General features: G+C 65.3%; 17 protein-coding genes and 2 pseudogenes. 14 read left to right on the forward strand and 5 right to left on the reverse strand.

From position 1 onward, the window contains the following. Positions 1 to 82 precede the first annotated feature (82 nt). Positions 83 to 1,039 carry a tyrosine-type recombinase/integrase gene (locus G3446_RS13615; protein WP_164453383.1) on the reverse strand — a complete coding sequence of 319 codons (957 nt, stop codon included), beginning with the start codon at positions 1,037 to 1,039 and terminating at the stop codon, positions 83 to 85. Then, complete coding sequence (locus G3446_RS13620) at positions 1,036 to 2,253, reverse strand: site-specific integrase (RefSeq protein ID WP_164453384.1); 1,218 nt, start codon at positions 2,251 to 2,253, stop codon at positions 1,036 to 1,038. Before G3446_RS13620 ends, G3446_RS13615 begins: the two co-directional genes overlap by 4 nt. 128 nt (positions 2,254 to 2,381) lie before the next feature. Here G3446_RS13620 and G3446_RS28060 point away from each other — a divergent pair. Beyond that, positions 2,382 to 2,606 (forward strand): annotated as a pseudogene (locus G3446_RS28060) (IS66 family transposase); the annotation flags it as partial. Here G3446_RS28060 and G3446_RS13625 read toward each other — a convergent pair. After that, entirely contained in the window at positions 2,528 to 2,779 is a 252-nt protein-coding gene (locus G3446_RS13625; protein ID WP_164453385.1) for an RHS repeat domain-containing protein, read from the reverse strand. The pseudogene G3446_RS28060 and the gene G3446_RS13625 sit on opposite strands and share 79 nt — an antisense overlap. A 293-nt stretch (positions 2,780 to 3,072) precedes the next feature. Between G3446_RS13625 and G3446_RS13630 the strand changes: the two genes are divergently transcribed. From G3446_RS13630 to G3446_RS28710, 5 genes and pseudogenes are all read left to right on the forward strand, one after another. Continuing rightward, positions 3,073 to 3,402, forward strand: coding sequence for an HAD family hydrolase (locus G3446_RS13630; RefSeq protein WP_245232493.1), 330 nt, complete (start codon positions 3,073 to 3,075; stop codon positions 3,400 to 3,402). Positions 3,403 to 3,429: 27 nt separating this feature from the next. Then, on the forward strand, positions 3,430 to 4,113 hold the full coding sequence (locus G3446_RS13635) for a hypothetical protein (protein ID WP_164453386.1): 684 nt from the start codon (positions 3,430 to 3,432) through the stop codon (positions 4,111 to 4,113). Between the two features lie 469 nt (positions 4,114 to 4,582). Further along, the gene (locus G3446_RS28065) at positions 4,583 to 4,993 is read left to right on the forward strand and encodes a hypothetical protein (protein WP_245232494.1); all 411 of its coding nucleotides are present in this window, start codon (positions 4,583 to 4,585) and stop codon (positions 4,991 to 4,993) included. A 130-nt stretch (positions 4,994 to 5,123) separates the two neighbouring features. After that, positions 5,124 to 5,450: pseudogene (locus G3446_RS28705) on the forward strand (efflux RND transporter permease subunit); the annotation flags it as partial. Positions 5,451 to 5,538: 88 nt separating this feature from the next. Continuing rightward, positions 5,539 to 6,102 carry an efflux RND transporter permease subunit gene (locus G3446_RS28710; protein WP_280818824.1) on the forward strand — a complete coding sequence of 188 codons (564 nt, stop codon included), beginning with the start codon at positions 5,539 to 5,541 and terminating at the stop codon, positions 6,100 to 6,102. Positions 6,103 to 6,166: 64 nt separating this feature from the next. Here G3446_RS28710 and G3446_RS13645 read toward each other — a convergent pair whose 3' ends face one another. Further along, positions 6,167 to 6,892, reverse strand: coding sequence for a BLUF domain-containing protein (locus tag G3446_RS13645; RefSeq protein WP_164453387.1), 726 nt, complete (start codon positions 6,890 to 6,892; stop codon positions 6,167 to 6,169). A 323-nt stretch (positions 6,893 to 7,215) separates the two neighbouring features. Here G3446_RS13645 and G3446_RS13650 point away from each other — a divergent pair, with 323 nt between their 5' ends. The 7 genes from G3446_RS13650 to G3446_RS13680 all read left to right on the forward strand — a co-directional run bounded on the left by G3446_RS13650 (position 7,216) and on the right by G3446_RS13680 (position 15,345). Beyond that, positions 7,216 to 8,580 (forward strand): PocR ligand-binding domain-containing protein, encoded by a 1,365-nt coding sequence (locus G3446_RS13650; RefSeq protein WP_164453388.1) that lies wholly within the window; start codon positions 7,216 to 7,218, stop codon positions 8,578 to 8,580. Positions 8,581 to 8,635: 55 nt separating this feature from the next. Beyond that, on the forward strand, positions 8,636 to 9,055 hold the full coding sequence (locus G3446_RS13655; RefSeq protein WP_164453389.1) for a hypothetical protein: 420 nt from the start codon (positions 8,636 to 8,638) through the stop codon (positions 9,053 to 9,055). 313 nt (positions 9,056 to 9,368) lie between these two features. Further along, positions 9,369 to 10,181, forward strand: coding sequence for a TOBE domain-containing protein (locus G3446_RS13660; RefSeq protein ID WP_164453390.1), 813 nt, complete (start codon positions 9,369 to 9,371; stop codon positions 10,179 to 10,181). Positions 10,182 to 10,279: 98 nt separating this feature from the next. After that, the gene (gene modA, locus G3446_RS13665) at positions 10,280 to 11,020 is read left to right on the forward strand and encodes a molybdate ABC transporter substrate-binding protein (RefSeq protein WP_164453391.1); all 741 of its coding nucleotides are present in this window, start codon (positions 10,280 to 10,282) and stop codon (positions 11,018 to 11,020) included. 184 nt (positions 11,021 to 11,204) lie between these two features. Then, positions 11,205 to 11,873: a molybdate ABC transporter permease subunit gene (gene modB / locus G3446_RS13670; protein WP_164453392.1), complete on the forward strand. Its 669-nt coding sequence runs from the start codon at positions 11,205 to 11,207 to the stop codon at positions 11,871 to 11,873. A 1,230-nt stretch (positions 11,874 to 13,103) separates the two neighbouring features. Further along, a complete protein-coding gene (gene modC, locus G3446_RS13675) occupies positions 13,104 to 14,186 on the forward strand; it encodes a molybdenum ABC transporter ATP-binding protein (protein WP_164453423.1) in 1,083 nt (360 codons plus the stop codon). A gap of 103 nt (positions 14,187 to 14,289) precedes the next feature. Beyond that, positions 14,290 to 15,345 (forward strand): thioredoxin family protein, encoded by a 1,056-nt coding sequence (locus tag G3446_RS13680; protein WP_164453393.1) that lies wholly within the window; start codon positions 14,290 to 14,292, stop codon positions 15,343 to 15,345. A 249-nt stretch (positions 15,346 to 15,594) separates the two neighbouring features. Here the strand turns inward: G3446_RS13680 and G3446_RS13685 are convergent, their stop codons facing one another. Beyond that, complete coding sequence (locus G3446_RS13685; RefSeq protein ID WP_164453394.1) at positions 15,595 to 15,852, reverse strand: nitrogen fixation protein NifZ; 258 nt, start codon at positions 15,850 to 15,852, stop codon at positions 15,595 to 15,597. Between the two features lie 228 nt (positions 15,853 to 16,080). On the opposite strand from G3446_RS13685, the gene nifU reads away from it, so the two are divergent. Then, complete coding sequence (gene nifU, locus G3446_RS13690; protein ID WP_164453395.1) at positions 16,081 to 16,980, forward strand: Fe-S cluster assembly protein NifU; 900 nt, start codon at positions 16,081 to 16,083, stop codon at positions 16,978 to 16,980. Positions 16,981 to 17,026: the final 46 nt, after the last annotated feature.

Consider the following 17,026-nt stretch of genomic DNA (forward strand, 5'->3'; position numbering starts at 1 on the left):
CGGTACGGCCAGACCGACAATTTCCACGCCTCAATCCCGGCAAGCTCAAGCCCGGATTCCACCCGGCGTACTGCCGGACGGCTTAAGTCCATGGCATTGATGGTCGATCTCCCCCCTCGGGGGCCATCACACGCTCGGAGGCCAGCGCGAGCAGTTCCGGAACCGCCTGAATGTACCAATAGGTCTCGCTGGGACTGCCATGTCCCAGGTAGGTCGCCAACTGTGGCAACTGCCGATTCACGTCCACTCCCGCGCGGTACCAGGCGATGAGCTGATGCGTGGCGAAGGTGTGCCTAAGATCTTGCAGGCGCGGGCCTCGCCCGCTGCGCTTGGGCTGGCGCGGGCGCAGACCGACGTGCTGGCATAGCCGCGCGAACGTCCGCCGCGCCCGATCGCCGGGCACGCGTGTGCCGTTGGCCGTCACCAGAAAGGCCGGCGTGCTGGGATTCGGCACGAGGCGATCGCGCCGCTCGGCATACTGCGCCAACGCAACGCCGGTGGACGGCGTGAACGGGACCAGGCGCGATTTGCCACCTTTCGATCCTTGGATCGTCAGTACATGATCGCGTAGATCGACGTCGTCCACGTCGAGTTTGAGCGCCTCGCCAGGACGCAGCCCAGTCGCGGCGAGCAGTCCGATCAGGGTGGCGAAGGTGGCGCCTTGCAGTCCATCACCATCACGTTGGCTGGCGGCAGCCATCAATGCCAAGATCTCGTCGTGGCTGTAGATGTGGGGCGTTGGCCGCCGGTGTGGTGCTGGCAACAGGCGCGGTGGTGGAATCTCGGTGCGCGGATCGCTCGCGTGCAGCCAGCACGCAAACGCGCGCACGAGGCCGAGTCGGCGCGCATAGGTCGCCGGTTGCAGTCCGATGGGCTGGAACGTCCAGCGCAAGGCCAAGGCGGTCGTCACCACATCGCCGCCCTGCGCGATGACGAGCTCGACGAACTGGCGCAGACACGACTCTGGCCACTTCAGCTGCGTGCCCAGTGTGCGACGCGTGTGTAAATACTCGCTAAGAGCCGCATGCAGGTCAGTCATTGCACCACCTCCAGGCCGGGCCAGGCTTGGGCGATGCGACGCAAGCCCGCAAGATCGACCTTCGCGTAGCCTTGGGTCGTATCGATGCGGCGGTGCCGTAAGATTTGGGCGATCTCGGCCAACGAAGCCCCATGGCGCAGCATCCGTGTCGCGAGACTGTATCGGAAGATGTGTGCGCCCACGCGGCCACTTGGGAGCACGCCGGCACGCGTGAGGGCGCACCGCGCAATTGCGCTGACCGTGGAAGGATCTTGCAGCGCGATCCGTGGGGCCTTGAGGCTCAGAAACAGATGGCGCGAGTCACTCTCGCCACGCCCTCTGCAGAGGTACTGCGCGATCGATGCGCCCACCTCTTCGAGCAGTGGTAGGCGCTCGAGCTGGTTGCCTTTGCCGCGGACCAGGAGCTCGCCGCTCTCCCAGTGCAGATCCTCCAGGCGCAGCGCAAGCACCTCACTCGCCCGAAAGCCCAGGCGCGCCAAGAGCTGCAAGATGGCAAAATCACGCCAGCCACGCGCGCCAGATCGCTCGGCCGTCGCTAAGACGCGCTCGATGGCCTCGTCCGTCAGCACCGCCGGCATGGGCTTGCGCTGCCAGTGCCCGATGGGTGGCACCGCCGGGGAGAAATCGCGCGCGATCACGCCCGGCAGGAAACAGAAGCGCAAGAACGAGCGCAGTCCCGCCGCATACAGCTTCACCGTGGCCACGGCATGATCTTGGCTGACGTCCAGAATGTAGCGGCGGATGACCAAGGCATCCACGTGGGCCGCCTGCTCCGGGAGCTGCATGGCCGTGATGAAGCCACGCGCGCTGATCGCATAGGCGGCAATCGAGTGGGCGCTGAGACCTTGTTGAGCGCTGAGGTGCGCGAGGTAGCGTTGACAGAGGGCAGCGGGCGGCGATGGCTCGACACGGCGCTGCGGGAGGATTTCGACTGCGCGCAGGTAGGCTAAGAAAGCCTGCAAGGCGCAACGGTGGTTGTAACGACGCCGCGCCGGACAGGCGAGAAAGGCATCGATGCAAGCGTCGTCGTCAATCTCGCCTAGCTTGACCTCGTTGTCACGGATCCATTGGATGAAGGGCGCGATTCGGTGTGCCTTGTCGCGCCGCGTCTTCTCCGCGTATCCGGCTTGAGCCAGGGAGGCAAGGAAGGCCGCGAGGTGCTGATCGAGGTCGGGGTCACAGGAAGATCCTAGAGGGATTGGCTGCCCGGACATGGCGTCTCTCCGCTGATCTGGCGTTGTTGCCAGACCTGAGAGCCGACCGCGTTATGCCGCGTAGTACAATCTCGGCGCGCGTGGCGACGCCGGTTTCACGCCCTCGCGCGGCATAGCCAAGGACGCGGCATAACGACGCCGAGCAAGCGCTGCGCCACTGGATCATTGCGCGCAGCATCATGATGGGAACCCGCTGCGAGGCCGGATCGCGTACCTTCACCCTGCTCGCCAGCGTGATCGAAACCTGCCGCAAGCGTGGTCATCTGCCTTGGCCTTATCTGGCCGGCGTGATTGCCGAGCGCCGCGCTGGTCGCCCGGCCGCTGCGCTGCCGGCCCCAATGGGGGGTCTCTGAACGGTTACGCCGAGGGCATCGTAGTCGTAGCGGGTGACCCTGCCGTCCGGTGCGATGATGCGGCTCACGCGGCCGGCCGCGTCATACTGGTAGACATCCGGCGCGGCGAGGCCAGGCAGGAGCACAAGGAGCGCGACGGCGACGAGGCGCATGAGCGATCGGACCCTCTGCACGTCGGCGCACCTCCTTGTCAAAGCCCATCGCAGCGGCCGAGTCGTGCGATGCGTGATGGATCCATCGGTGGCGTGAGCGCGGGGCGTCCCGATAGTAACGCACGGTTACCGGCTCAGTACCGACACTCCCACATTTTTTTCATGGTTCCAACCTTTCGTAAACGCCGGGTGGCGTCGCCGCCAGCGTTGCCGTGCGCCCGGGACGACCTGGATTCAGGACATCTCGGAGGCCGTTCGCGTCGGGTCTAGGCTGAAATGGCGGCTGGTGACAGAACTGCTCGTTCTACCCCATCTTGCGCAAAGCGGAGATCGCCTTCGTCGACGACAAGGCGGGCAAGCCCGTCGGCATCCAGCGCCACGTCGGGCGCCGCCCCATCCTGGCCTTCGGCAATTCGGACGGCGACTACCAGATGCTCGAATGGACCACGGCGGGCGCCGGCAAGCGCCTGGGCCTCATCCTGCACCATGACGACAAGGCGCGCGAATACGCCTATGATCGCGACAGCCATATCGGGCGACTCGACAAGGGTCTGGACGACGCCGAATCCAATGGCTGGGTCTTGGTCTCGATGAAGCGCGACTGGAGCCAGGTCTTCCCGCCCTCGAGCGAGCCGCAGAAGTAATCCCTATCGACTTTCCGGAAGCCAACGATGTCGGAGCCAGAAAAGAAATCCCTCGCCGATGCCCTCAAGCATCCTATGGCCAACGTCATCATCGGCTTCCTGCTCACGGGCGTTCTTGGCGGTGCCTTGACCAATTACTACACCACCAAACGCGCCGAGGACGCCCGCATCCAGGCACAGGTTCTGGCCCGCAAGGAAGCCGTCATCAAACTGACCGGACTCAATGCCGAGCAGATCGCCCGCGCCGAGCAGCTCATCACAGCCCTTGAGGGCGGCAACACACAGAAGGACCTCTCCGAGCTCGCGGAGCTCTATCAGGCCGCCAACATCCGTTGGCGCACCGAGACCAGCCCGGCCCTGACCGCCGCCCGGGAGGTCCTGCCGCCGGACGTCTACTATAGCTTCCGCGCCCGAGTGAAGACCGAGTTCCGCGCTCGCTTCCTGCAGCCATTGAGGTCCTGTCTCAGCAAGAGTCAAGAGGCCATGACCCAGGGGCAGCCCGTCGCGGATGTGCTGGCCTCCTGCCAGGCCCGCGAGCTGCTGGAAGGCGCCAGCACCTGCAGCGATGCGCTGATGGACCTGCTCTACGAGATCGCTGGTGGAACCATTGAAAATCATAGCGAGGAATGGATCCAGGAGACGCGTGAGCGCCACAGACAGCGGCTTAAAAAGGCCTGCGCCTCGCCGGTGGACGGCACGAGCGGCAGCTGAGCCATGAATGGTGCGGCCACATCCGCCTCTAGACTGACGCAGAGGGTGCGTCGGTGATTGGCGGCACCTGGGTGATCCCGGTCATCGGCCTTTTCCCCGATCGCTCGACGCCATGAAGATTCGCCTGCGATTTCAACGAAGGACTGAGCCAGACCGGCCAGGCTGGGAGAAACCGGGCTCGACAGGCCCAAGCACGCTGGGTGAAGCCGCGATGGAGGCAAATCGGGAAATGTCCGAGGCGCTGCACACGACAGGCTCGGGGCCGGCCGCCGAGGCTCCCGAAGCATCTCGGCCCAGGGGTTGGCGACCAACACCCGGATGGCTCCTCAGCACCGGCCTGGCCTTGGGAATTGGCTGGCTATTGGGATCGAGCCTGACACCCCGGCTGGAGCACCCATCCCAGCAAGATCCGGCGCCCGTCGCAGAGCCGCGAGCAGCCGTCTCGCAAGATCTCCGCAGAGAAACCCCGATGGCGATCGGTCAAGGCACCCAAGCGCCGGACGCGATGCTGAGCGGGCTGCCGCGCGATGCCCTGGTCGATGAGCTGTTGATCTGCCGGGCCGAGCTTCAGCAGACGTCCGGCCAGGCTGCGGCAAGCGCGGCCGACGACGACCCGGAATCGCCATCCAACACTGAGGCCGAGACAACCGCTGAGACAGAAACGACCGCCGAGGCTTCTCCCGAAGCCGCTGCGGTCACATCGACGACAGAGGTCACCAAGGCGGCAGCGAAGCCCGTCGCCAAGAAATCGCGATCAAGGTCGAAGAAGCGAACGGTGCGGCGCAAGCGTTCCAAGGCCAAGGTTTCGAGACCACAGCGGCGCTCCCCCTCCGGCTCCTTCTGGTCCAGCAAACAAGGCGGCCCTTTCCTCGGGAACTGACACTGCCGGGCGCCGTCGTCCCTCCATCGGGCAAGGTCCGAGACAGCGCTCGGATCGAGCCCCCTGGCGCGCCCTGCCCGGCCTCGGCAACATCAGCTCCAACGCCAGCCTGCAGCGCCCGGAGATCCATGTGGACGTCGACGACGCACGCGCCGCGGACCTCGGCATCACCACCTCGGCCATCGCCACCGCCATTCGGGTCGCGACCGCGGGCGACTTCGAGGTCCAGCTTGCCAAGCTCAACCTGCCCCAGCGCCAGATCCCCATCCGCGTGCGGCTCGATCCGGAGCTGCGCACCGACCTCGACGCCATCGCCAACCTGCGACTGCCAGCCTGGTCGGGCCAGGTGCCGCTCGGCGCGGTCGCGGACGTCAGCCTCGGCAGCGGCCCGGCGCAGATCGACCGGCTGGACCGCGCGCGCGATGTCACCATGGAGATCGAGCTGGCGGGTCAGTCGCTCGGCGACGTCATGGCCGAGATCGACCAGCTGCCGTCACTGCTGCGTCTGCCGCCGGCATCAGCCGGCCTCCGGCGACGCCGAGCGCATGGCCAAGGTCTTCGGCGGCTTCGGCACGGCCACGCCGACCGTCATCCTCTGCATCTATCTCGTCCTGGTGCTGCTCTTTCACGACTTCCTGCGGCCGGCGACCATTCTCGCCGCCCTGCCCCTGTCGGTCGGCGGGACTTTCGCCGCCCTGCTGCTGACGCACAACAGCTTCTCGATGCCGTCCATCATCGGCCTGCTCATGCTCATGGGCATCGTGACCAAGAGCTCCATCCTGCTGGTTGAGTACGCCGTCAAGGCCAGGCGCGAGCGCGGCCTGGAGCGCCGCGACGCCCTGCTCGACGCCTCCCGCAAGCGCGCCCAGCCCATCCTCATGACCACCATCGCCATGGTCGCCGGCATGCTGCCGACGGCGCTCGGGCTCGGCGCGGAGCCCAGCTTCCGCGCGCGCATGGCCATCGCCGTCATCGGCGGATTGCTGACGTCCACGGTGCTGTCCCTACTGGTCATTCCCGTCGTCTTCACCGTCACCGACGACTTGCTGGGCGGTCTGCGGAGAGTACGGCGATGGGTTTCGCGTCGGACGCAGGCGCACGCGGCCTAGCCAGAACGGACTGCCCGGACCCAGCTTCGCCGCATCGGCCCATCGCCGACGCCCTTGCCGGAGGTCAGTGGCCAGGCGGCTCGGGGCGGAAGTGCGCCAGCATGTCGAGCGCGAGTCCAGGGCGCCCATCGATCCGGCTCGCGTTGAAGCCTTGCTGGAAGAAGGGGGCATACTCCGGATGGGCCGCCGCGTCCTCGGCCCCGAGGTGGCGGAATCCCATGCTCCAGCTCTGGAAGCGACGCGCTGAGAGCGGGCCGCGATGGAGCAGCATGATCGCAGTATGCCGCGGGTCTTCGACGATGCGCGAAAAGGTCTCGTCGATCGCGGCTACCTCGCCCTCCAGGACCTGCATGAAGCTCCCGCTGGCGTAGAGCAGCATGCCTGTCACGCCCTGCGGCGCGTTGTGCCGGACCGACGCGTCGAGGACCTTCTCCAGCTCCGCCGCGCTCAATGGCTGCGTGGCCGTGCTTACATAGATGAGATGGACGAGCGCGGAGGCACGGAAGGTCGCCGCGGCAGGCGCGGCCTCCACGGGAGACTCTGGCGACGCGCAAAGGCCGTATCCGGCATAGAGGGCCCGGACGTACCTCCAGAGGGCCTCCGCGGCCTCGACCGCGCGGTCAGGGTCGCGGAAAGCCACACCACGGCGGCGGTGATAATCCGAGATGGTCTGGGCGTGGATCTGGGCGAACGCCTCCATCGACAGCACTCGGTCATCGAGAATCCGACCAAAGACCTGTCGATCCTTGGCGAGCTCGCCAAAGAGTCGGCTGGAAGAAAGGGGTGACACAGCGGTAGTCCTTCGACGTTCGGTTTCCGGCTTCCCGGAGGAATAGTCCAGCCCGCGAAGCCGATTCAACGACAATTCGCAAGATTACCCTAATCTTTGCGTGGGTGGTGAGCAGGCCGGGCGCGGAGGAGAATAAGGTCGGAGAGGATCCCAGGCCCGCGCCCTCAAGCTCTCCCGAGCGCCGAGCCGGCGCGGCGCGCGGGTCCGCGCCCCGCGAGGACAAACCCAGGTAGCGGACTAGACTTGTCAGTTGTCTGGGACGGAGTCCACCAGGCCGCAGGCCATTGCACCGGCGCCTCGAGATTTCCCTTCGCGAGAGCACGATGAGATTTGTAGACCTGGTCGACATCGGCAAGCTGCGTGAGCTCTGCGAGAGCTTCACCGCGCTGACCGGTGCGGTGACGGCGATTCTGGACCTAGAGGGCACCATTCTCGTGGCCACGGGATGGCAGCGGATCTGTACCCAGTTCCACCGCGTGAATCCGCAGACGGCATCGCGCTGCCGCCAGAGCGATACCTTCCTCGCCGGGCGCCTGGGCGAGGGGGAGACCTACAACGTCTATCGCTGCCAGAATGGCCTCGTCGACGTCGCCGTCCCCATTCATGTCAGCGGTGAGCACGTCGCCAACTTCTTCACCGGTCAGTTCTTCTTCGAGCCGCCGGACATCGAGCACTTCCGGCAGCAGGCCAGAGCCTTTGGCTTCGACGAGCGGGACTATCTCGAGGCGCTGTCGGAGGCGCCCATCTTCACCGAGCGCCAGGTGCGCGCGATGACGGACTTCCTCACCCGTCTCGCGCGGACCATCGGCGAGATGGGCCTTTCCCGCCTCCAGCTGCTGGAGGCCAATCAGGAGCTGCAGAATCACCATGAGCATCTGGAGGAGCTGGTGGCGGCCCGCACCACGGAGCTGTCCTTTGCCAAAGGGCAGGCGGAGGCGGCCAACCGAGCGAAGAGCGCCTTCCTGGGGAATATGAGCCACGAATTCAGGACACCGCTGAATGCCATCACCGGCATGTCCTACCTGCTGCGCCAATCGGGGCTCACACCGGACCAAAGGGCACGCCTCGACCGCATCGACACGGCCAGTGGGCGTCTGCTGGCGATGATGGATTCCGTGCTGGATCTATCCAAGCTCGAGGCCGGGAATCTCGCACTCGACGAGGTACCCTTCCGGCCGATCGACGTCATCGAGCAGGTCGCGGCCGAAGCCGCCGCCTCGGCAAGCGACAAAGACTTGGGGCTGACGGTCGAGACGGGGCCGGGCGTGGCTCAAACACTGGTGGGCGACCCATTGCGCCTGCGCCAGGCGCTGTCCAATCTGGTCTCGAACGCGGTCAAGTTCACGCAGCGCGGGGAGATTCTGATTCGCGCCCGCATCGAGCATCAGGAGCCCGCGCAGGTCGTCCTCAGACTCGAGGTCCAAGACAGCGGGATCGGAATTTCGGCGCAAGATCTCGGGCGTCTGTTCGTGGCCTTCGAGCAGGCCGACAGCTCGACGACCCGGCAGTTTGGCGGCGTCGGCGCGGGCGTCTTCATCACCAAGCGTCTGGCCGAGCTGATGGGCGGCGCAGCAGGGGCTCAAAGCACGCCCGGCATCGGCAGCACCTTCTGGCTCACGGCTCGACTGAAGCGGCCCTCGGGGGAGCCGCCCGCGTGCGGGCCGGATAACCACACTCCAATGGCGTAAATATTGCTGGGATCGCGGTATTCGCCGAGCAACACAAGACACGCGAGGTCCCACGATGCCCGATCCACGCCTCATCATGTATCACAAGCATCCCACCAGCGCCCGCACACGCTTCCTCAAGCTCGACCATGGCGGCGTCTGTGGCTTCGAGGCCTTACCGGCCGAGGCCGGGCTGTCCGAGAAGACCCTCGACGACAGCAAGCTGGTTTCCCATCCCGCGTTCCTGCTGCGCGACGCCGAGACTCGGCTGGGCCTGCCCAGCGGCAGCCTCGAGGCCGAGAGCGGCTATCGCTGCAAGGTCACGACGGAAGGGGGCTCGACCGAAGTCTTCCTCGCCCGCTTCACCGGCATGGATCCCCCCTTCGACGCGGCCGAAGCCTCCGGCGCGAGCTTCATCGACCTGACCCAGGCGCGCGCCCTGCCACAGGTCGAGCTCGCACTGCTGCGGCTCGCCTACGAGCGCATCCTGGGCTGACGCGGGACAGTCTCGCGGTTGTCCGTTGTGCCTCCTCGGCCGACGGCTTGTCGACAATCTGACAAGGTCCGGCGGGGATTGATGCCGGATGCTGGATGCCGCCCCCACATCATCGGCGCTTTGGGGAAAGGCGCTTCCACGCGCCGCATCCAGCCGAAAACACAAAAACATTCAGTGACTTGGATTGACCCGGACATAGGTTCAGCCGCCTGATCCCGGGCACATGCGCCCTGTCCGGATGCGGACTTGGCCTGAAAGTCGCTATATCATCTGCGATATAACGCGGACCCGCCAACGAGATGGCCAGCCAGCTATGCCGCATCGCATCGACAAAGACCTGGACACCACCGCCAAGCTCCAGCTCGAGCTGAGCCACAACCGTTTCGCGGGACAAGGGCGGATCGGCCTGCTCAGGCGCATCGCGGAGACGGGCTCCATCTCGCAGGCGGCGAAGTCCATCGGCATGTCCTACAAGCAGGCCTGGGACTCGGTCGACGCCATGAACAATCTGTCTGCGGAGCCCTTGGTGCGCAGACGCACGGGCGGGCGCCATGGCGGCGGAACCGAGCTGACGGCCGAGGGCAGACGCCTGATCGCCGTCTATGAGGCGGCCGAGCAGGAGCACCGTCGCTTCCTCGCGCGGCTGAGCAAGAGCATCAAGGACTTCGACCGATTCAACTCGCTGCTGGGAGTGCTCAACATGAAGGTCAGCGCGCGCAACCATCTTCGCGGCATCGTGACCGACATCAAGCAGGACGCCGTCAACGCCGAGGTCACGCTAGACATCAACGGCGCGTCCCTGGTCGCCATCATCACCAACGAGAGCATGGCGGCCCTCGGACTGGCCGAGGGCAGCGAGGCCTTCGCACTCATCAAGGCCTCCTTCGTCATCCTCTGCACCGAGGACGGCGGGCTCAAGACCTCGGCGCGCAACCGGCTCTGCGGCGCCATCGAGCGCGTGACCGAAGGGGCCGTGAATACCGAGGTGGTCCTAGCCCTCGACGGCGGCGCGCGCATCGCCTCCATCGTCACGAACGAGAGCGCAAGCGAGCTTGCCCTCAAGACAGGCGAGCGTGCCTGCGCGCTAATCAAGGCGCCGCATATCATCCTCGCCGTGAGCGAGTGATCCGGGGAAGAGCGGCTGGCGACTGCGCATACCGTTATATCGAGACGAATATTTCGCTGACCCAAACATCCAATCCAACCCCGACAAGGAGATCCACAATGCAGTCATTCAAGCCCATCCTCGCCCTGCTCCTCCTCTCCAGCGCCAGCGCCGGTGTGCTGGCCGACCAGGTCAAGGTCGCCGTCGCCGCCAACTTCACCGCAGCCATGAAGGAGATCGCGCAGGACTTCGAGAAGGCGACGGGGCACAGCACTCAGATCAGCTTCGGCTCGACGGGCAAGCTCTACACCCAGATCCACAATGGCGCGCCCTTCGAGGTCTTCCTGGCCGCCGACCAGAAGCGCCCTCAACGACTGGTCGCGGAAGGCAAGGCGACGGACGCATTCACCTATGCCATCGGCAAGCTGGTGCTCTGGAGCGCCGATCCCGAGATGGTCACGGACGGCGGCAAAGCCCTAAGTCGCGGGGATTTCGACAAGCTGGCCATCGCCAACCCCAAGACCGCTCCCTATGGCGCGGCGGCCGTCGAGGTGATGAAAGCGCTCGCGGTCGACGCGATGCTGGGGCCCAAGCTGGTCCAGGGCGACAACATTGCCCAGACCTACCAATTCGTCGCCACCAAGAACGCCGCGCTCGGCTTCGTCGCCAAGGCCCAGATCGCGCTCGACGCCAGCGGCTCGAGCTGGGACGTGCCTCAGGACCTCTACAGCCCCATCCGCCAGGACGCGGTGCGACTGGAGAAGGGTGAGGACAGCCCGGCCGCTGCCGCCCTGATCGACTATCTCAAGAGCGACGCGGCCAAGGCGGTCATCGAGAAGTATGGCTACGGCGTCGACTAGGCCGCCAACCCCGCAAGAAAGGCCCGCGCCACGGGCCGCTGGAGCGGCCGGCCTGCATTCCCACGCGGAGCGTGGGAACGAGCGAAGCCATTGCCTTTCTTCGCGTCCTTCGCGCCTTCGCGGTTCGAATCTCCCGATTCCGGCTCAATCTCTTCGCAAACCTGCTAGCAGTGGAATTCCCGCAGTGAACCTCGATCTCGAGCCGCTCTGGCTCACGCTCAAGCTCGCCACCATCACGACCCTGGTTCTCCTGCTGGTCGGCACCCCCATCGCCTGGTGGCTGTCGCAAACGCGCTCGCGCATGAAGCAGGTGGTGGCAACGCTCGTCGCCCTGCCGCTGGTATTGCCGCCCACGGTGCTGGGCTTCTATCTCCTGCTGCTGCTCGGGCCGGCGGGTCCGGTCGGACAGCTCACGGATGCCCTCGGTCTGGGCACCCTGCCCTTCACCTTCGCCGGACTGGTAGTTGGCTCGGTCATCTATTCCATGCCCTTTCTGGTGCAGCCGGTCTACAACGCCTTCGAGGCCATCGGCGGCCGACCGCTGGAGGTCGCCGCCACGCTGCGCGCATCACCTGTGGAGCGTTTCTTCAACATCGCCCTGCCGCTCGCCCTGCCCGGTCTGCTGTCGGGCGCCATCCTGGCCTTCGCCCACACGGTCGGCGAGTTCGGCGTCATCCTCATGATCGGCGGCAACATCCCGGGCGAGACCAAGGTGCTGTCGATCGCCATCTACGACCATGTCGAGTCCCTGGAGTGGACCCAGGCGCACTGGCTCGCCGGCGGCATGGTGCTCTTCTCCTTCCTGGTGGTGCTGGCGATCAACGTCCTCGGCCAGCGGATGCGCAAGGTTTGAAGATGAGGTCAGTTGAACCGCCAAGGCGCGAAGAGCACGAAGGATTTCAACGTGCTGCCGAGGTTACAGTCTCGACCAGGAGCGTAAAGACTGCGCGAACGACAACCCCTTGTTTTTATTTGCATCCTTCACACCTTTGCGGTTTCAGTTTCTCTGGTGACGCAGCTCCAGCTGCGTCACCCGCGAGACGAAGCTCCGCTTCGCGAGCCTGCGGGTAGGCGCTGCTTTCGACCTGGTGCAGGCACCGGAAGTGGTCCGCGTCGTGAAGCAGAGCTTCGTCGCCGAGGTCGCGAAGCAGGAGCTTCGTGACCAGAAAAATGGCCGAAGGCGTCGACGGACGCAGCGCTCGGCAGACCAACAGCTGGAGGCCGATCGCCGGCCAAGCACGTGTTCTTCTTTGCGTCCTTCGCGCCTTTCTCTGGTGACGCAGCTCCAGCTGCGTCACCCGCGAGACGAAGCTCCGCTTCGCGAGCCTGCGGGTAGGCGCTGCTTTCGACCTGGTGCAGGCACCGGAAGTGGTCCGCGTCGTGAAGCACGAGCTTCGTCGCCGAGGTCGCGAAGCAGGAGCTTCGTGACCAGAAGAATGGCCGAAGGCGTCGACGGACGCAGCGCTCGGCAGACCAACAGCTGGAGGCCGATCGCCGGCCAAGCACGTGTTCTTCTTTGCGTCCTTCGCGCCTTTCTCTGGTGACGCAGCTCCAGCTGCGTCACCAGAGAGACGAAGCTCCGCTTCGCGAGCCTGCGGGTAGGCGCTGCTTTCGACCTGGTGCAGGCACCGGAAGTGGTCCGCGTCGTGAAGCAGAGCTTCGTCGCCGAGGTCGCGAAGCAGGAGCTTCGTGACCAGAAGAATGGCCGAAGGCGTCGACGGACGCAGCGCTCGGCAGACCAACAGCTGGAGGCCGATCGCCGGCCAAGCACGTGTTCTTCTTTGCGTCCTTCGCGCCTTTCTCTGGTGACGCAGCTCCAGCTGCGTCACCAGAGAGACGAAGCTCCGCTTCGCGAGCCTGCGGGTAGGCGCTGCTTTCGACCTGGTGCAGGCACCGGAAGTGGTCCGCGTCGTGAAGCAGAGCTTCGTCGCCGAGGTCGCGAAGCAGGAGCTTCGTGACCAGAAGAATGCGCCGAGGGAGTCACGGTCTTCACTCAGCGCGCGAAGACTGCACGAAACCCAGCTCCTTATTTCTCTTTGCGTCCTTCGCGCCTTTGCGCCTCCAATTCCGAATCAAGATGCATATGAACGATCTCGACATCGCCTTCCAGCTCGACCGCGGCGGCTTCAAGCTGGACGTGGCCTTCAAGGCGCCCGGCGTCGGCGTCACCGCACTCTTCGGCCGCTCCGGCTGCGGCAAGACCACGGTGCTGCGCTGCGTCGCCGGGCTGGAGCGCGCGGCCGGACACTGCCGCCTCAACGGCGACACCTGGCAGGACGACGGCCGCGGGCTCTTCCTCAAGACGCACCGCCGGCCCATCGGCTATGTCTTTCAAGAGGCCAGTCTCTTCAGCCACCTGTCGGTCCGGCGCAATCTGGAATACGGGCTCAAGCGCATCCCGCCCGAGCAGCGTCAGGTCGGCTTCGACGAGGTGGTCGACCTGCTCGGCATCCGCAAGCACCTCGACCGCGACCCGACGGGGCTCTCGGGCGGCGAGCGCCAGCGCGTGTCCATCGCACGCGCCCTGCTGACCAGCCCGAGCCTGCTGCTGATGGACGAGCCGCTCTCGGCGCTCGACCACACCAGCAAGCAGGACATCTTGCCCTACCTGGAGCGGCTGCACGACACGCTGCAAATCCCGGTGCTCTACGTCAGCCACTCGCCCGACGAGGTCGCGCGCCTGGCCGACCGCATCGTCATGCTCAAGGACGGGCACATTCAGGCGAAGGGCTCGGCGACCGAAATCCTCTCGCGCCTGGACCTGCCCTTGGCCCAGGACGCCGAGGCCAGCTCCATCATCGACGGGACGGTGCTCGGCCATGACGACGACTATCAGCTCTCGCGGCTGGAGATCGCGGGCGGCAAGCTGACGGTCGCGAGGCTGACTCAGGCCGTCGGCGAGCTGGCACGGGTGCGCATCCATGCCCGGGACGTCAGCGTCGCCCTCGACGACCCAGGGGCGACCAGCATCCTCAACGTGCTGCCGGCGCGGATCCTGGAGATGCGCGACATCGCGCATGCGCATGTGCTCGTGAAGCTCTGCACGGGCGTCGACGAGCAAACACCGCTGCTCGCGCGTATCACGCGCCACTCGCGCGACCGGCTCAAGCTAGAGGTCGGTCAGCGGGTCTTCGCGCAGGTCAAGGCCGTGGCCTTGATGGATTGAGGGTCGGACACCACACCATGGTCGCTGAGAACGGCACGCAGCCGACGCTGGAGCCTCCAGCGGAGACGGCTACCACGATCCCGAAGGATGGAGGACTCGAAGAATGAGAAGCACCCCCAGACAGCTCACCGCACTCGCCCTCGGCGCCCTACTCGCCATGCCAACGCTCGCGCAGGACGCGGGCGAGGCGACGCAGACCGCGGATACCCCCAAGGGCAAGGTCACAGGCGGCAAGATGTCCACCCACCCGGACTGGTTCAAGGAGAGCTTCCTGGACATCGCCGAGGACGTCGACGAGGCGGCAGAAGACGACAAGCACGTCATCCTCTTCCTGGAGATGAACGGCTGCCCCTACTGCTTCAAGATGATCGAGGAGAACTTCAAGGGTGCGCCCTACAGCGACTTCATTCAGGAGACGTTCGACGTCATCGCGCTCAACGTCTTAGGTGATCGCGAGGTCGCCCTGAACGCCGAGACCAGCCTGACCGAGAAGGCGCTCGCGCAGCAGCTCGGGGTGAGCTACACGCCGACCGTCGTCTTCCTCAACCAGTCCAACGACCCGGTCGCACGCATCAACGGCTACCGCAACCCGGACGACTTCAAGGACGTGCTGGACTATGTGGCAGCCAAGGCCTATGCGTCACAGACGCTCGCCCAGTACCTGCAGACCCGCAAGACCCAGCCCAGCTATAGCTTCCGCGACCATCCGCAGTTCCGGGACATCGACGACCTGAGCAGCGTCGGCGACAAGCCGCTCGCGCTCCTCTTCGAGGACGCCGCCTGCGTCGCCTGCGATGCGCTGCACGACGGCCACCTGGGGGACCCCAAGGTCAACGAGGCCCTGAAGGGGTTCGTCGTCGTGCGGCTGGATGATCGATCGGACGAGCCCATCACGGCACCCGACGGCACCAAGACCACACCCAAGGCGCTCGCCGAGACGCTCGGCATCACCTATGAGCCGACGCTGGTCCTCTACGACAAGGGTCAGGAGATCCTACGCATCGAGAGCATGCTCTACCGCTACCACTTCCTCGGACTGCTCGAGTACGTCGGCGAGCGGCACTACGAGGAATACCCGAACGACCCCTTCGACTACATCAACGCCAAGACGGCCAAGCTGACGTCCGAAGGCAAGGACGTCTCCATCTCAGACGAATGATCCCGTAGGGTGGACAAGCGCAGCGCAGTCCACCAACGCCGGAGCGGGATTCGGTGGACTGCGCTCTCGAGACGGTGAAGACATTCTGCATAGGTTGGGCTGAGGTACGAAGCCCAACATGGCGGCTAGCCTAACGCTTTGATTGTTGGGCCTCCTGCGTCGGCCCAACCTACACCAATCTGCGATCTTCGCGGTGCGCTTGGATGACTCTCACAGTCTCTCTCGCTCGTCCACCCGAGGCATCTGCCTTTAGGCAAGCTCGGGTGCCTTGAGCTCCTCGGCCCAGCAGCCGGTCGGGGGGCCGAGGACCAGGTCCTCTCCCTCGAAGCGCACTAGAAAAAGCTCCTTGTCTGGATTCTCTTCCAGGTGCCCCACGTTGACGATGACGCCGCGCGTCCCCGCCTTGGCGATGAGGGCGTCCTCGGGCATGTCCGGAATACCCCCGTCGTTGAAGATGTCTTGGGCGGCGAGAACCATGTCGCCGGGGTTGAGCTGGGTCAATTCCATTCGGGGACTCCCATTGTCGGGTTTATCACTAGACGACCGTCTTTGCCTGTTCCAGAGTCGACAAAAAGGGCGGTCGTGCGTTGAAAATTATCAATGAACCCGCGTGATTACTGCATCCCAGTCTCTGGCATAGGCTTTGCAGATTCATTGCCAGCTCTTCGCAGCAAAACTTAAGCCATGCGCCCGGCCATCGGAGCGCGCACAAGCCAAAAAAGCAGGAGACACGCCATGTGGGAGTATTCGGAAAAGGTCCAAGAACACTTCTTCAGCCCCCGCAACGCCGGGGCCGTCGATGAGGCCAATGCCGTCGGTGACGTCGGCTCCCTATCCTGCGGCGATGCACTGCGTCTGAGCCTCAAGGTCGACCCGGAGACCGAGACCATCTTGGATGCCGGCTTCCAGACCTTCGGCTGCGGCTCCGCCATCGCCTCCAGCTCGGCGCTCACCGAGATCATCAAGGGCAAGACCCTGGACGAGGCCCTCAAGGTCACCAATCAGGACATCGCCGACTATCTCGACGGCCTGCCGCCCGAGAAGATGCACTGCTCCGTCATGGGGCGCGAGGCCCTCCAGGCCGCCGTCGCCAACTATCGCGGCGAGGAGTGGAAGGACGATCACGAGGAAGGCGCGCTGGTCTGCAAGTGCTTCGCCGTCGACTCCGTCCTCATCGAAGACACCATCCGCAACAACAAGCTGAGCACGGTCGAAGAGGTCGCCAACTACACCAAGGCCGGCGGCGGCTGCTCGGCCTGTCACGAGGCGGTCGAGGAGATCCTGACCAAGGTGATGGCCGAGGCCGGTCAGACCTTCCAGCCGGCGCCGCCCGCACCTGTCGCGGTTGCCGTTCCGACCGCGCCGATCAAGATGACCAATGTGCAGCGCATCCGCAAGATCGAGGAGGCGCTCGATACCATCCGCCCGAACCTGCACCGCGACCATGGCGACGTCGAGCTGATCGACGTCGACGGCAAGAACGTCTACGTCAAGATGACGGGCGCCTGCGCCGGCTGCCAAATGGCCGCCGTGACGCTGGAAGGCATCCAGGAGTGCATCATCAATGCGCTGGGCGAGTTCGTCCGCGTCATGCCAGCCGAGCTGATGCCCATCGCACAGCGCGCCGGCGGCTGAGTTCGAAGAGAGAAACGGAACCGCAAAGGCGCGAAGGACGCAAAGG

Source organism: Thiorhodococcus minor, from assembly GCF_010820565.1.
GTDB lineage: Bacteria > Pseudomonadota > Gammaproteobacteria > Chromatiales > Chromatiaceae > Thiorhodococcus > Thiorhodococcus minor.

Excerpts from the sequence above, each read along its gene's own strand:
- modC (WP_164453423.1), top strand. The coding sequence starts at position 13,104 with ATGAACGATCTCGACATCGCCTTCCAGCTCGACCGCGGCGGCTTCAAG.
- G3446_RS13655 (WP_164453389.1), top strand. The coding sequence starts at position 8,636 with ATGCCCGATCCACGCCTCATCATGTATCACAAGCATCCCACCAGCGCC.
- nifU (WP_164453395.1), top strand. The coding sequence starts at position 16,081 with ATGTGGGAGTATTCGGAAAAGGTCCAAGAACACTTCTTCAGCCCCCGC.
- G3446_RS28065 (WP_245232494.1), top strand. The coding sequence starts at position 4,583 with ATGGCGATCGGTCAAGGCACCCAAGCGCCGGACGCGATGCTGAGCGGG.
- G3446_RS13680 (WP_164453393.1), top strand. The coding sequence starts at position 14,290 with ATGAGAAGCACCCCCAGACAGCTCACCGCACTCGCCCTCGGCGCCCTA.
- G3446_RS13635 (WP_164453386.1), top strand. The coding sequence starts at position 3,430 with ATGTCGGAGCCAGAAAAGAAATCCCTCGCCGATGCCCTCAAGCATCCT.
- G3446_RS13615 (WP_164453383.1), bottom strand. The coding sequence starts at position 1,039 with ATGACTGACCTGCATGCGGCTCTTAGCGAGTATTTACACACGCGTCGC.
- G3446_RS13650 (WP_164453388.1), top strand. The coding sequence starts at position 7,216 with ATGAGATTTGTAGACCTGGTCGACATCGGCAAGCTGCGTGAGCTCTGC.
- G3446_RS13660 (WP_164453390.1), top strand. The coding sequence starts at position 9,369 with ATGCCGCATCGCATCGACAAAGACCTGGACACCACCGCCAAGCTCCAG.
- G3446_RS28710 (WP_280818824.1), top strand. The coding sequence starts at position 5,539 with ATGGCCAAGGTCTTCGGCGGCTTCGGCACGGCCACGCCGACCGTCATC.
- modA (WP_164453391.1), top strand. The coding sequence starts at position 10,280 with ATGCAGTCATTCAAGCCCATCCTCGCCCTGCTCCTCCTCTCCAGCGCC.
- G3446_RS13685 (WP_164453394.1), bottom strand. The coding sequence starts at position 15,852 with ATGGAATTGACCCAGCTCAACCCCGGCGACATGGTTCTCGCCGCCCAA.
- G3446_RS13620 (WP_164453384.1), bottom strand. The coding sequence starts at position 2,253 with ATGTCCGGGCAGCCAATCCCTCTAGGATCTTCCTGTGACCCCGACCTC.